Genomic DNA, 14,255 nt, shown 5'->3' with positions numbered 1-14,255 from the left:
AGACTATGATAAGCCTGTATCTCGCATCCGGTTCACCGCGTCGACGTGAACTGCTCACGCAACTTGGGCTGCAATTTGAGCGCCTGATTACCGACGTTGAAGAGCAGCGCCAGCCAGAGGAAGCGGCGGAAGTTTATGTGCGCCGTCTGGCTTTGGACAAAGCGCGCGCAGGTGTGGCGGTCGCGCCGCGGGATTTACCGGTGCTGGGTGCAGATACCATCGTGGTCCTTAACAACGATGTGCTGGAAAAGCCGCGCGATGCTGCACACGCAGCGCAGATGTTGAGTCAACTCTCCGGGCAAACGCATCAGGTGATGACCGCCGTCGCGCTGGCTGACAGTGCACGCGAGCTGGATTGCCTTGTCACCACTGACGTGACATTCCGCAATATCACGGCAGAAGAAATCTCGCACTATATTGCCAGCGGCGAGCCGATGGACAAAGCCGGCGCGTACGGAATACAGGGTCTGGGCGGCAATTTTGTCCGCAAGATTAATGGAAGCTATCACGCCGTAGTGGGATTACCGCTGGTTGAAACCAATGAGTTGCTGAGCCACTTTCAGTCACTGCGTGCGTTAAGGGGACAAGATGACGGCTGAGCTGCTGGTTAACGTTACACCTTCTGAAACCCGTGTTGCCTATATTGATGGCGGCATTCTGCAGGAAATTCACATTGAGCGCGAAGCACGGCGCGGTATCGTAGGGAATATCTATAAAGGTCGCATTAGCCGCGTTTTGCCCGGCATGCAGGCCGCGTTTGTTGATATTGGCATGGATAAAGCCGCCTTCCTGCACGCTTCTGACATCATGCCGCACACCGAATGCGTGGCGGGTGATGAGAAGAAAAACTTTGTCGTACGCGATATCAGCGAGCTGGTGCGTCCCGGCCAGGATCTGGTGGTACAGGTGGTGAAAGATCCACTCGGCACCAAAGGTGCACGACTCACCACTGATATTACGTTGCCTTCTCGTTATCTGGTGTTTATGCCAGGTGCATCGCACGTTGGCGTATCACAACGCATTGAAAGCGAAGCCGAACGTGACCGCCTGAAAGCCGTCGTGGCGACCTACTGTGACGATCTCGGCGGCTTTATTATTCGTACTGCTGCCGAAGGCATCTGCGAGGAAGACCTGGCGCAGGATGCCGCGTTTCTCAAGCGTCTCTGGACCAAAGTCAGCGAGCGTAAGAAACGTAACCAGACGCGCTGTCTGCTGTACGGCGAGTTAGCGTTGGCACAGCGCGTGTTGCGCGACTTTGCCGGCGCAGCGCTGGATCGCATTCGCGTTGATTCACGTCTGACCTGCGATCTGCTGGTGGAATTTACCGGCGAATATATCCCGGAAATGGCCAGCAAGCTGGAGCTGTACAGCGGCAAACAGCCAATCTTCGATCTGTTTGATGTTGAGAATGAAATCCAGCGCTCTCTGGAGCGCAAGGTTGAACTCAAGTCGGGCGGCTATCTGATCATCGATCAAACCGAAGCCATGACCACCGTCGATATCAATACCGGTGCATTTGTTGGGCATCGTAATCTCGACGAAACCATCTTCAACACCAACATTGAAGCCACACAGGCGATTGCTCGCCAACTGCGTCTGCGCAATTTGGGCGGCATTATCATCATCGATTTTATCGACATGAGTAATGACGACCATCGTCGCCGCGTACTGCATTCGCTGGAAAGTGCGCTGAGCAAAGATCGGGTGAAAACCGGTATCAACGGCTTCTCGGCGCTCGGTCTGGTGGAAATGACGCGCAAACGCACGCGGGAAAGTATTGAACATGTGCTCTGTGCCGATTGCCCGGTGTGCAAAGGGCGCGGCACGCTGAAAACGGTGGAAACGGTCTGCTACGAAATCATGCGCGAAATCGTGCGTGTACATCATGCTTATGATTCCGATCGTTTCCTCGTTTATGTTTCCCCGGCAGTGGGCGAGGCGTTAAAAAGCGAAGAGTCACATGCGCTGGCTGAAGTGGAAATCTTTGTCGGTAAGCAGGTTAAAGTCCATGTTGAGCCGCTCTATACTCAGGAGCAGTTTGACGTCGTCATGATGTAAGTCGTGAGGCTGAACGCCGTTATTCAACGGGAAGTAAGGAGAGGTGTGTGAGGCGGTTGCCGAGGATTTTGTTACTGCTGCTCGCCGCAATCATCGTTATTGTGGCGCTGCTAGTCAGCGGGTTGCGCCTCGTGATGCCGCATCTCAACAGCTATCGCAGCGACATACTGCAGACGATTTCACGCGTCAGCGGAGTGACGGTGGATGCCAGCGAGCTGCAGGGTAAATGGGAGAATTTCGGCCCAACCCTGCAGGTGCGTAATCTCAACGTTGTGATGCCGGACGATGGCAAACTCACCATTGGCCGCGTAAATCTGGCGCTTAACGTCTGGCAATCGCTGCTGCACTGGCGCTGGCAGTTCCGTGATCTTACCTTCTGGCAACTGCGTCTCGAAACCAATCATCCACTGCTCACCAGCGATCAACAAAAAAACAGCTTTAAGCCGGCGCAAATCAACGATCTGTTTCTGCGCCAGTTTGACCACTTTGATCTGCGTGATAGCAGCATCCGTTTTCTCACGCCCTCTGGCCAGCACGCTGAGCTGGCGATTCCGCGCCTGACCTGGCTCAACGAAAGCACGCGTCACCGTGCGGAAGGGGAAGTCAATCTCTCCAGTTTTACGGGGCAGCATGGTGTGGTGCAGGTGCGACTCGATCTCAACGATACCAACGGATTACTCAACGATGGCCGCATCTGGATGCAAGCGGATGACGTCGATGTGCGTCCGTGGATCGGTCCGTGGCTGCGCGACAACACCAGCCTCGAAAGTGCCCGTTTCAGCCTGGCGGCATGGGTGAATCTGCGTGATGGCGATGTCTACGCCGGTGACCTGTTGCTCAGTAAAGGCGGTGCACGCTGGCGCGGCGAACAGGGCGATCACCAACTGCAGGTTGATGGCTTAACCGCGCATCTGGCGCGTTTCCAAAATGGCTGGAGTTTGTCCGTCCCGCAAACCCGACTCAGCACCGATGGCATCGCCTGGGCACCGGGACACTTCTCATTGCTGTGGAAGCCGGAAGACCAGCAGATGCTGGGCGCCAACAGTGGTGCGGAGGTGCGTGTGCGTGCCACGCAACTGGATCTGGAGCGTCTGGCACCGTTGGTGCCGCTGTTCAAACCCTTATCCCCTGCGTTACTGGATAACTGGCGTGCATTGCAGCCGCGCGGCAACATCGATGCGCTGGCGCTGGATATTCCGCTCAATCAGCCCGAACAAACCCGCCTGCAAGCCAAATGGCGCAACCTGGCGTGGCAGCATTGGGAGCTGTTGCCAGGGATCAGCAATCTAAACGGTACCGCCAGCGGCAGCGTGAGTAACGGTCGGTTGGATGTGGCGATGGGACAAGCGGAAGTGCCTTATGGCGACATGTTCCAGGCGCCACTGCAAATTCAACAGATCACTGGCAAACTGAACTGGCAGCGCGATGCCAGCGGCCTGACGCTGGACGGTCAGAATCTTGATGTTCAGGCACGTTCCCTGTGGGCGCGCGGTGATTTCCGCTATCAGCAAAATATCGGCAAAGCGCCACAGCTGAATATTCTGGCGGGCATTCGCGTCACCGATGCGGGTGATGCCTGGCGCTACTTCCCGGAACCGCTAATGGGCCATGATCTGACCCATTTCCTCAGCGAGTCGATCAAAGGCGGGAAGGTGGACAATGCCACGCTGTTGTTCGCCGGTAATCCCAGCCTGTTCCCGTTTAAGCACAATGACGGCATGTTTGAAGTATGGGTGCCGCTGCGTCAATCCACCTTCCAGTTCCAGCCCGGTTGGCCCGCGCTGGAAAACCTCGATATCGACCTCGATTTTGTTAACGACGGCCTGTGGATGAAAGCCGAGAAAACCAAATTGGGAGAAGTGGATGCACGTAACGTCAGCGCGGTGATCCCGGACTATCTCAAAGAGAAGTTGATTATTAATGGCGATCTTAGCGGTCAGGGCAAGCAGATTGCCGATTACTTCGAACAGACGCCTCTGAAATCGACGTTGGGCGCGGCACTGCAGCAGTTGCAAATCGGTGGCAATGTGCGCGGTTCATTGAATCTCGATATTCCGCTGGATGGTGAATTGGTACATGCCAGCGGTAATGTGGTGATGAACAATAACAGCCTGCACATTAAGCCGTTAAACACCACACTGGAAAACCTCACCGGACGTTTCCGTTACAACAACGGCAATCTCGAAAGTGAAGAGATGCAGGCTAACTGGTTTGGTCAGCCCACTGGCGTCAGTTTTACCACTACCGAAAACCCTGACAACTTCGGTGTCAATGTGAAGCTGCTGGGCGACTGGCAGCCGTCGAAACTGAAAGTGTTGCCGACCAGCGTTAGCAGTCAATTGAGCGGCAGTCTGCCGTGGCAGGGCAATGTCGACATCACGCTGCCACACAAAGGGGGCGCGACCTATAAAGTCGATTTGCAGGGTGAGGGCAAAACAGTAAGTAGTCACTTACCTTCGCCGCTGGATAAGCAGTCGGGCGAAGCGATGCCCATCGCCATTAACGCCACTGGTGATCTGAAAGGATTCACGCTAAGCGGCAGCGTGCGCGAGCATAACCGTTTTAACAGCCGCTGGATTCTCGAACCCCAGCTGCGCGTGGATCGCGGCATCTGGCTCAACGATGCGAAAAGCACGCCGAAGCTGCCAGAAAAACGCGGGATGGAACTCAATTTACCGCCGCTGGATGGTGAAGCCTGGATGGGGCTATTGGCGGGAAGCAGTGGTTCGCGTAATGCTCAGGGCGAAACGGAAGTCGGCGGCGCGCTGTTACCAGGCGATGTGACTTTGCGGACACCGGCACTTATGCTCGGTGGCCAGCAGTGGCATGACGTTAATGCCACCGTCACGCAAGGGCCGACCGGCAACACACAACTCCAGCTGGAAAGCCGCGAAGCGCGCGGCATTTTGCAAACCGCACAGCATGCGCCATGGCAAATCGACCTTAGCTATCTTTACTACAATCCAGAATGGGCGAACAGCAGCGACAACAACGCCTCGCCGTTGGGTGGCAACAGCAGCACAGTAGACTTCAGTAACTGGCCAGCGATGCAGCTAAACTGTGATGAGTGCTGGCTGCGCGGGCAGAAGTTTGGACATATGCAGGCCAGATTACAGCCGCAGGGAGAGACGTTAGCACTTACTAACGGTAGCGTGGATTCCGGCAGTGCGAAGCTGAAGATCAACGGAGAATGGGTCAATAAGCCGGGCAATCAGCGTACCTCATTAAAAGGCAGTCTGAGCGGTAAAAACATCAATGATGCCGTTAACTGGTTTGGGATGAATACCCCACTTCGTGACGCGCCGTTTAACGTGGATTATGACCTGCACTGGCGTTCCGCCCCGTGGCAGCCTTCAGCGGAAACGTTGAGCGGTACGCTGAAAACCCATTTTGGCAAAGGCCAGATTGCGGATGTGAACACCGGGCGTGCGGGGCAGTTGTTGCGCCTGATGAGTTTTGACGCCTTGCTGCGCAAGCTGCGCTTCGATTTCAGTGACACCTTCAGTGAAGGCTTCTATTTCGATTCAATTAACGGCACGGCGTGGATCGAAAACGGTGTGATGCACACGGATAACCTGCTGGTTGATGGCCTTGAAGCGGATATCGCCATGCAGGGGCAGATCGACCTGGCAAAACGCCAGATTGATATGGAAGCGGTCGTTGCCCCTGAGATCTCCGCTTCGGTGGGCGTGGCGACGGCCTTTGTGGTCAACCCGGTGATCGGGGCCGCCGTATTTGCCGCCAGTAAAGTATTGGGCCCGCTGTGGAATAAGATCTCGCTACTGCGTTATCACATTAGCGGACCGTTGGATAAACCGGAAATCAATGAAGTGCTGCGCAAACCGCGCGAAGACGACAAGAAGTGAATTTGACGCCGTCGGGGAATTGCCGCAGGCTATGACAATCCGAGCACATAATGAGTGAGAAACGATGACTCTGAATCTGGTAAGTGAGCAGTTACTAGCTGCGAACAGCATTAATCAGCAGGACCTTTTTTCCCTGTTAGGGCAGCTTTCAGAACGTCGTCTGGATTATGCCGACCTCTACTTCCAGTCCAGTTTCCATGAATCCTGGGTGCTGGAAGACAAAATCATTAAAGATGGTTCTTACCACATCGACCAGGGTGTCGGTGTGCGTGCAATCAGTGGTGAGAAAACCGGTTTCGCTTACGCAGACCAAATCACCCTGAACGCCCTGCGCCAGTCTTCTGAAGCCGCGCGCAGTATTGTGCGTGAGCAGGGCAATGGCAAAGCGCATACGCTTTCAGCGGTGATCAACCGTTCGCTATATGCGCCGGTGAATCCGCTGGACAGCCTGACGCGCGAAGACAAAATTGCACTGCTGCATCGTGTTGATACCGTGGCACGTGCGGCCGATCCGCGCGTGCAGGAAGTCAATGCCAGCCTGACTGGCGTGTACGAACAGGTGCTGGTGGCGGCGACCGATGGTACGCTGGCAGCGGATATCCGCCCACTGGTGCGTCTGTCGATCAGCGTGCAGGTGGAAGATCAGGGTAAACGTGAACGCGGCTCCAGCGGCGGCGGCGCACGTACTGGTTATGAGTTCTTCTATGCCGATGAAAACGGTGATGTGCGTGCCGATGCATGGGCGCGTGAAGCGGTGCGTCTGGCGCTGGTGAATCTCTCTGCTGTTGCCGCGCCTGCGGGCACCTTGCCGGTGGTATTGGGCGCTGGCTGGCCGGGCGTGCTGCTGCATGAAGCAGTCGGTCATGGTCTGGAAGGCGATTTCAACCGCCGTGAAACGTCGGTCTTCAGCGGTAAAATGGGGCAGCTGGTGGCCTCTGAACTCTGCACTGTGGTTGACGATGGCACTATCGAAGGCCTGCGCGGCTCACTGGCAGTGGATGACGAAGGCGTGCCAGGCCAGTATAACGTCCTGATCGAAAACGGTGTGCTCAAAGGCTACATGCAGGACAAGCTTAACGCGCGTCTGATGGGGGTTCCGCCAACCGGTAACGGGCGTCGTGAATCCTATGCGCATCTGCCGATGCCGCGTATGACCAACACCTATATGCTGGCAGGAAAATCCACGCCGCAGGACATCATTTCCAGCGTTGAGTATGGGATTTATGCGCCGAACTTTGGTGGTGGTCAGGTGGATATCACCTCCGGCAAGTTTGTCTTCTCAACCTCAGAAGCCTATCTGATTGAAAACGGTAAAGTCACTACGCCGGTGAAAGGCGCTACGCTGATTGGTTCCGGTATTGAAGCAATGCAGCAGATCTCAATGGTCGGTAACGATCTGGCGCTGGATAAAGGCGTTGGCGTGTGCGGTAAAGAGGGGCAGAGTGTGCCGGTCGGCGTCGGCCAGCCAACCCTGAAGCTGGATAAAATCACCGTCGGCGGAACTGCATAATCATTGCTGGTGCGCATCAATGCGCACCTTCCGAATGACAGTAAAGTCTGATGTCCCCATGATGCACCATTTCGAATGGCCGTGGAGTCTGATGATTCCACGGCGGCCTCTACGAATGACCGTAAGTTGATGTTCGCATGGCGGACTCTACAGATTATCGAACAGTCTGAGTTTCCCTATGGCGCACCCTACAAATAGTCGTTTCGCGCATCGTAGGGACACCCTGTATGGCGCCCAGACCGTTAACTCTTACGATGCTGCTGATACTGTTGCGCCACCTGCTTAAAGTACTCGGTCAGATAATCGATACATACCTGCACCTTCAACGGCATCTTGTCTTTCTCGGTATAGAGCGCATACACCGGACGCGGTTCTGAGTGATATTGCGGGAACAGAATATCGATCTCCCCGGCGTTAATCTCATCAATCACCCACATCAGGGGGACATAGGCGATGCCGCAACCGGCTTTCAGCCAGCGAATCAGCGTCTGTGAATCATTGGTGACGAAGCGACCCTGCGGCGTCAATCGCGTCACCAGGCCTTCCGGTGCGACCAGTTCAAAGGTGTTATCCGGGCGTACGCTGTACTCCAGCCATGAAAAATTATCGATTTCACCCGGTTTGTCTGGCGTGCCATGCTGTGCCAGATAACTTTTTGCGGCACAGACCACCATCGGCATCGCGCCCAGTCGGCGTGAGAACAGATTTGAATCTTGCAACGCGCCTACGCGGACCACGAGATCCAAGCCGTTAGCGATCAAATCTGGCGCGGGAATGCCGGTAACCAGATTGACGCTCAGACCAGGATATTCACGTAGCATATCGCTGGTCATGGCAGACAACACATTTTGCGCCATGGTGGAGGAGCAGCCGATACGCAGAATACCGATCGGCGTATTATTAAAGGCATAAAGCTGTTCGTGCACCTGAGACGCTTCAGCCAGCATGCGGCGGCAGCCCTGATAGTAGATCTTACCTGCTTCGGTCAGACCAATACTGCGCGTACTGCGATTTAACAATTTGACCTGCAACTCATCTTCCAGTTTGGCGACAATTTGGCTGATTGACGAAACGCTAAGATGAAGCTGACGTGCCGCGGCGGTAAAAGAACCTAATTCAACCACTTTGGCGAAAATGGACATGCCTTTAAGTCGTTCCATTGTTTACTCTGGCTAAAAAGTGATTTAGCTCACAATATGTAGAAAACGTATAGTCATGCGCGTTACTATACGCACGCTGGGTCTGTTCACCGCACCTTAACACGGCTGTGTTTACACGATGATACGCTATCATTAGCTCAACGCGGCCTGAATGTTGCCATCAGTCTCCCAATCATCCCCTGATTCTCAACCCGACGTGCCATGCGGCATGAGGGCAGGTATCGGTGCAATCCGGCAAGGTCGAACTAAGGAACCGTAATGAGTGTGCTTCCGGTATTTGTCGTATTCGGGCTGAGTTTTCCGCCCATCTTCATTGAACTACTGGTTTCTCTGGCGCTGTTCTGGCTGGTGAAACGCGTGCTGACGCCCAGCGGAATTTATGACCTGGTGTGGCATCCGGCACTTTTTAACACAGCGTTGTATTGCTGCGTGTTTTACCTTGTATCCCGTCTATTCGTCTGAGGTTTTTAAGTGAAAGCGCTCATAAGAAAAATCGCGCGTTACGCGATTACTATCCTGCTGGTTATCATCGCAATCGTGATCATCTTCCGCGCCTGGGTGTTCTACACCGAATCGCCCTGGACGCGTGACGCCAAATTCTCCGCTGATGTGGTGGCGATCTCGCCGGACGTGACCGGCCTTATCACTGACGTGCCGGTGCACGACAACCAGCTGGTGAAACAGGGGGATACGCTGTTTGTCGTGGATCGCCCGCGCTACCAGAAAGCGCTGGATGAAGCCCAGGCGGATGTCGAATATTACCAGGCATTAGTCAATGAAAAGCGTCGTGAAGCGGCGCGCCGTAATCAACTCGGCACCAGTGCCATGTCGCGTGAAGCCATCGACCAGGCTAATAACGATCTGCAAACCAGCGAACATCAGCTGGCAAAATCGGTGGCAACGCGCGATCTGGCGGTGATCGACCTGGATCGCACTACCATCAAAGCGCCTTCAGATGGCTGGGTCACTAACCTGAACGTTTATCAGGGCGAGTTCATCACCCGTGGTTCCGTTGCCGTGGCATTGGTACAGCAGCACTCATTCTATGTGCTGGCTTATATGGAAGAGACCAAGCTGGATGGCGTGCGTCCGGGCTTCCGCGCTGAAATCACCCCGTTGGGCAGTAATACCGTATTGCGCGGCACGGTGGACAGCATCGCGGCGGGCGTGACCAACAGCAGCAGCAGCGTGGACAGCAAAGGTATGGCGACCATCGATTCCAACCTCGAATGGGTACGACTGGCACAGCGCGTACCGGTGCGTATTCGTCTTGACGATCAACCGGGCAACCGCTTCCCGGCGGGCACTACCGCCACGGTAGTGATCACCGGTGATAAAGATCGCCAGACCAAAGTCTCGCCGTTGACGCAGTTCTTTAACCGCCTGCGCGAGTTTGGTTAAGCGAGGGCGTTATGATTGAGTTTTTGCGTTTCCCGGTGAAGCTGACATTTGCGCTGGTTGCGGCGCTGATGATTGGCTTTCACTTTAATCTGGAAACGCCGCGTTGGGCGGTGATGACCGCCGGCATTGTTGCTGGTGGTACCGCCTTTGCTGCGGGGGGCGATCCCTATTCTGGCGCACTGCGCTATCGCGGCATTCTGCGCATCATTGGTACATTTATTGGCTGTATTGCCGCCCTCACTATCATGATCGCTACGGTGCGTGCACCGGTGGTGATGCTGCTGCTGTGCTGTTTATGGGCGGGGATGTGCGTCTGGCTCTCTTCGCTGATTAAGGTCGAGAACTCTTACGCATTGGGACTGGCGGGTTACACTGCACTGATAATCGTGATTACTGCCGATGCCAGTGGCGGTTTAACGCTGGCACCCCAGTTTGCCGTTGAACGTTGCAGTGAAATCGTCATTGGGATTCTGTGTGCGATTCTCGCGGATATGCTGTTTTCGCCGCGCTCGATCAAAAAAGTGATTGATGCTGAAGTCGATTCGCTGCTGGTGGCGCATTACAAACTGCTGCAACTGTGTGTCGCCCACGCGGATAAAGACGAGGTGGATCGCACCTGGAGCGCGCTGGTACGTCGCACCACGGCACTCAACGGCATGCGCAGCCAATTGCTGATGGAATCTTCGCGCTGGAAAAATACCAGCCGCCGGTTACAGATGCTGAATACGCTGTCGCTGACGTTAATTACGCAAGCCGCTGAAACCTTCCTGATTCAAAACGCTCGTCCGGATTATATTCCGACGCAGTATCGCCTGCTGATTGAGAAAGACGTTCATAACGTCGATGACGTGCATAAGCGTATGAAGGTGATGCGTCGTCTGATCAGCGTCAGCAACAAAAATGTGCCGATGACGGTGGCAAGTTGGGTCGGCGCAGCAACAGAGTATCTGCTGCTGATTAATGGTGTGCGCAGCAACAGCCGTATCACCACGCTGGAAGAGAGCATCCTGCAGCGCGAAGTGGTGATTCAGGCACGTTCGGCGGAAACCCATCATGCGATGATCAACGGCGTGCGTACTTTTGTGGCGACCGCGCTCGGCTCTCTGTTTTGGCTCTATACCGGCTGGACTTCGGGTAGTGGCTGTATGGTGATGCTGGCCGTCATCACCGCGCTGGCGATGCGTATGCCGAATCCGTTGATGATGGCGAAAGACTTCTTCTACGGTATGGCCTTCGCCGTACCACTCGGCATGCTCTACTTCATCTATATCCTGCCAGCTACCCAGCAAAGCGCGTTGTTGTTGTGTATCGCGATTGGCGCACTCGGGTTTATCGGCGGTATCTTCGTGCAACGACGCCAGATTGGTACGTTAGGTGCGTTGATTGGCACCATCAATGTGCTGGTGCTGGATAATCCGATGAAATTCGAGTTCAACGTCTTCCTCGATAATGCGTTGGGCCAGTGGATCGGCAGCTTTGTGGCGATGATGGTGATTCTGCTGATTCGCGATAAGTCTAAAGCACGTACCGGCCGTAAGCTGCTGAATCGCTTTATGTATGCGGCTGTGGCGGCCTTGACAACCAATCAGGCGCGCCGTCGCGAGAATCATCTGCCCGCGCTCTATCAGCAGCTGTTCCTGCTGCTTAATCTGTTCCCCGGCGATATCGACAAATACCGCATCGCGCTGACGCTGATTATCGGTCATCAGCGACTGCGTAATGCCGAAGTGCCGGTTAACGCGGAGCTTTCGGCTTATCACCGCCAGTTGCGTTATACCGCCGATCGCGTGATTTCAGCCACCAGCGATGACAAGCGGCGCTACTACTTTGAGCGTTTGTTGAAGGAACTGGAGATTTATCAGGAAAAGCTCCATCACTATTCGGCACCGGAGAGCGTTACCGAACCGGTGAAACGGCTCTCGTTGATGCTGGATAAATACCAAAACACCCTCATCCAAATCTGAAATCGGCCGCTGCACGTTGCAGCGGCCTTTTTGATCCCACGCTGACACAAAACCCGATGATATTGGCATCTATACTTTCCTGACAGGATGCAAACTAGCAGGAGAAGAATAATGTCCACCTCTCTACAACAACACGCGCTGTTCAAAACCGGCTATTTCGCTGCGGGCCAGTGGCACAACGCCAGTGCCACCTTTGACGTCACTAATCCGGCAACCGGCGAAGTGCTGGCAAAAGTCGCACGCGCGGGTAAGGCGGAAACCGAGCGGGCCATCGCTGCCGCTCAGCAGGCTTTTCCGGCATGGCGTGATAAAACCGCGAAACAGCGCGCGGAGATCCTTAATCGCTGGTATCAACTGATCATCGAGAACAAAAGCTGGCTCGGGCAACTGATGACCGCCGAGCAGGGCAAACCCCTGAAAGAAGCCGAAGGCGAAGTCGAGTACGCCGCCAGCTTTATTCAATGGTTTGCCGAGCAAGCTAAACGTGCCAACGGCGAAATCATCCCGCCGGCGAAACCGGGTTCGCGCATTCTGGCAACACGTGAACCGATTGGTGTGGTGGCGGCTATCACGCCGTGGAATTTCCCGATGGCGATGCTGACACGCAAGCTGGGCCCGGCGCTGGCAGCAGGCTGCACTGGCATCATCAAACCGGCGAACAACACCCCGCTGTGTGCCTTTGCGTTAGTCGCGCTGGCGCAGGAAGCGGGCGTACCCGACGGCGTATTGAATGCGGTGGCGGGCGATACCCATGCCATCAGCGACGCCATTATGTCGAGTCCGGCGGTGCGTAAAATCTCGTTCACCGGTTCAACCGCCGTGGGCAAAACGCTGATGCGCAATGCCGCGGACACCATGAAGAAAGTCTCGATGGAGCTGGGTGGCAATGCGCCTTATATCGTGTTTGAGGATGCGGATATTGATGCGGCGGTACAGGGCGCCATTGCTAACAAATTCCGCAACGCAGGACAGGTGTGCGTCAGCGTGAACCGCTTCTATGTGCACAATTCGGTCTACGATCGTTTCGTCAATCAACTGGCCGATGCCGTGGGCAAGCTGAAAGTGGGTAATGGCGTCGAGGAAGGCGTGATAGTCGGTCCGCTTATTGAGCAGTCGGCGCTGGAAAAAGTAGAAGAGCACGTGAAGGATGCGCTGAGCAAAGGCGGTAAGTTGCTGATTGGCGGCGAGCGTCATCCGCTGGGAGGCAACTTCTGGCAGCCGACGGTGATTGCCGAGGCGCATGAGGGGATGAAGCTGGCCCAGGAAGAGACCTTTGGTCCTGTCGCTGCCTGTTTCCGCTTTGATGATGAAGCCGATGTCATCCAGCGCGCCAATAACACCGAATATGGTTTGGCCGCCTATTTCTATACGCAAAATCTGCAGCGGGTGTTCCGCGTCTCGGCGGCGCTGGAGGCCGGGATGATTGGCATTAATGAGTGTGCCGTATCCACTGAACTGGCACCGTTTGGCGGTGTAAAAGAGTCCGGTTTGGGACGTGAAGGATCGGTGCTGGGAATGGAAGAGTACCTGGAAGTGAAAGCGCTGCATATTGGTGGGCTTGCCTGACGGGCGGCCCTGCCTGCAAGAGGGAATCACGATGAGAACCGAGCGTTTTGATTTCGACGAAATCGTCGATCAAGCCCATTTCTATCGCCAGTTCAGCGATCGTTTTGCGCTGGCGGATCTCGCCATCAGCGATCTTGACGATCTTTGGGATGCGATCCTGGGGGAGCAGTTGCCGCTGCCGCTGGAAATTGAGTTTGTGAATCTGGGTACAGGGCAGAAACGCCGGTATGGCGCATTAATCCTGCTGTTTGATGAAGCAGAAGAGGAGCTGGAAGGCCAGCTCCGCTTTAATGTGAAGTGACAAGCCGAAAAAGGGCCCCGGCGAGCGGGGCCAAAGGGTTCGTCAGAATTGACGAGGAATTATTTGTACAGCTCAGCGGTCACGTGATAGCTGTCACCGGTTTTTGCTTCAATCACTTTATAGGCACTGGCACCTTGCTCATCGGCTTTCTGTGAAAGCTCAGCACGGTAATCCATTGGCGAGCCGCCGGTACCGCTGATGGTGATAGTGCTGCCGGTAGGTTGCAGATTTTGCGCCTGCTCATTCGTCACCAATTGAGCGGCTGATGCACCAAAGGCAAACAGGGAAAGAAGGCTGGCGGCTGCGATGGTTGCTTTGATTTTCATAATTTTTCTCCTCGTTGTAATCAACAACCTGCGGCAAAAAGTGGGTGAGGCGGGTCGTCGATCAATTGTCTGGCGCCGTTCAGGCGCCCGACGTTCGATTTAG

The 14,255-nt window shown here is 55.1% G+C and carries 11 protein-coding genes; 9 read left to right on the top strand and 2 right to left on the bottom strand.

The annotated features are described in order from the left end of the window. The first annotated feature begins 5 nt into the window (after positions 1–5). The 4 genes from AC6I8L_RS17910 to tldD all read left to right on the top strand — a co-directional run bounded on the left by AC6I8L_RS17910 (position 6) and on the right by tldD (position 7,434). Positions 6–599, top strand: a complete 594-nt coding sequence (locus tag AC6I8L_RS17910) for a Maf family protein (RefSeq protein WP_058959564.1) — start codon at positions 6–8, stop codon at positions 597–599. Continuing rightward, on the top strand, positions 589–2,058 hold the full coding sequence (gene rng, locus AC6I8L_RS17905) for a ribonuclease G (protein WP_058959563.1): 1,470 nt from the start codon (positions 589–591) through the stop codon (positions 2,056–2,058). The genes AC6I8L_RS17910 and rng overlap by 11 nt, the downstream gene beginning before the upstream one ends. A 47-nt stretch (positions 2,059–2,105) precedes the next feature. After that, positions 2,106–5,924 carry an AsmA2 domain-containing protein YhdP gene (yhdP, locus tag AC6I8L_RS17900; RefSeq protein ID WP_498013943.1) on the top strand — a complete coding sequence of 1,273 codons (3,819 nt, stop codon included), beginning with the start codon at positions 2,106–2,108 and terminating at the stop codon, positions 5,922–5,924. A 64-nt stretch (positions 5,925–5,988) separates the two neighbouring features. Beyond that, a complete protein-coding gene (gene tldD, locus AC6I8L_RS17895; protein WP_038644371.1) occupies positions 5,989–7,434 on the top strand; it encodes a metalloprotease TldD in 1,446 nt (481 codons plus the stop codon). 242 nt (positions 7,435–7,676) lie between these two features. On the opposite strand, the gene aaeR is transcribed toward tldD, so the two are convergent. Then, positions 7,677–8,594: an HTH-type transcriptional activator AaeR gene (gene aaeR / locus AC6I8L_RS17890; protein WP_038644372.1), complete on the bottom strand. Its 918-nt coding sequence runs from the start codon at positions 8,592–8,594 to the stop codon at positions 7,677–7,679. Positions 8,595–8,852: 258 nt separating this feature from the next. Here aaeR and aaeX point away from each other — a divergent pair, with 258 nt between their 5' ends. The 5 genes from aaeX to AC6I8L_RS17865 all read left to right on the top strand — a co-directional run bounded on the left by aaeX (position 8,853) and on the right by AC6I8L_RS17865 (position 13,826). Next, a complete protein-coding gene (aaeX, locus tag AC6I8L_RS17885; RefSeq protein WP_021508145.1) occupies positions 8,853–9,056 on the top strand; it encodes a p-hydroxybenzoic acid efflux pump operon protein AaeX in 204 nt (67 codons plus the stop codon). A gap of 9 nt (positions 9,057–9,065) precedes the next feature. Next, complete coding sequence (aaeA, locus tag AC6I8L_RS17880) at positions 9,066–9,995, top strand: p-hydroxybenzoic acid efflux pump subunit AaeA (RefSeq protein ID WP_058959562.1); 930 nt, start codon at positions 9,066–9,068, stop codon at positions 9,993–9,995. A gap of 11 nt (positions 9,996–10,006) precedes the next feature. Continuing rightward, positions 10,007–11,959 carry a p-hydroxybenzoic acid efflux pump subunit AaeB gene (gene aaeB, locus AC6I8L_RS17875; RefSeq protein WP_058959561.1) on the top strand — a complete coding sequence of 651 codons (1,953 nt, stop codon included), beginning with the start codon at positions 10,007–10,009 and terminating at the stop codon, positions 11,957–11,959. A 111-nt stretch (positions 11,960–12,070) separates the two neighbouring features. After that, positions 12,071–13,525: an NAD-dependent succinate-semialdehyde dehydrogenase gene (locus tag AC6I8L_RS17870; RefSeq protein ID WP_082678096.1), complete on the top strand. Its 1,455-nt coding sequence runs from the start codon at positions 12,071–12,073 to the stop codon at positions 13,523–13,525. A gap of 31 nt (positions 13,526–13,556) precedes the next feature. Beyond that, positions 13,557–13,826, top strand: a complete 270-nt coding sequence (locus tag AC6I8L_RS17865; protein WP_034831139.1) for a barstar family protein — start codon at positions 13,557–13,559, stop codon at positions 13,824–13,826. A 59-nt stretch (positions 13,827–13,885) separates the two neighbouring features. Here the strand turns inward: AC6I8L_RS17865 and yhcN are convergent, their stop codons facing one another. After that, positions 13,886–14,152 carry a peroxide/acid stress response protein YhcN gene (gene yhcN, locus AC6I8L_RS17860; RefSeq protein WP_058959559.1) on the bottom strand — a complete coding sequence of 89 codons (267 nt, stop codon included), beginning with the start codon at positions 14,150–14,152 and terminating at the stop codon, positions 13,886–13,888. Positions 14,153–14,255: the final 103 nt, after the last annotated feature.

This window comes from Type-E symbiont of Plautia stali (genome assembly GCF_059731115.1).
The sequence above is the reverse complement of the archived record's forward strand: the minus strand, read 5'-3'. Positions and strand labels throughout refer to the sequence as shown.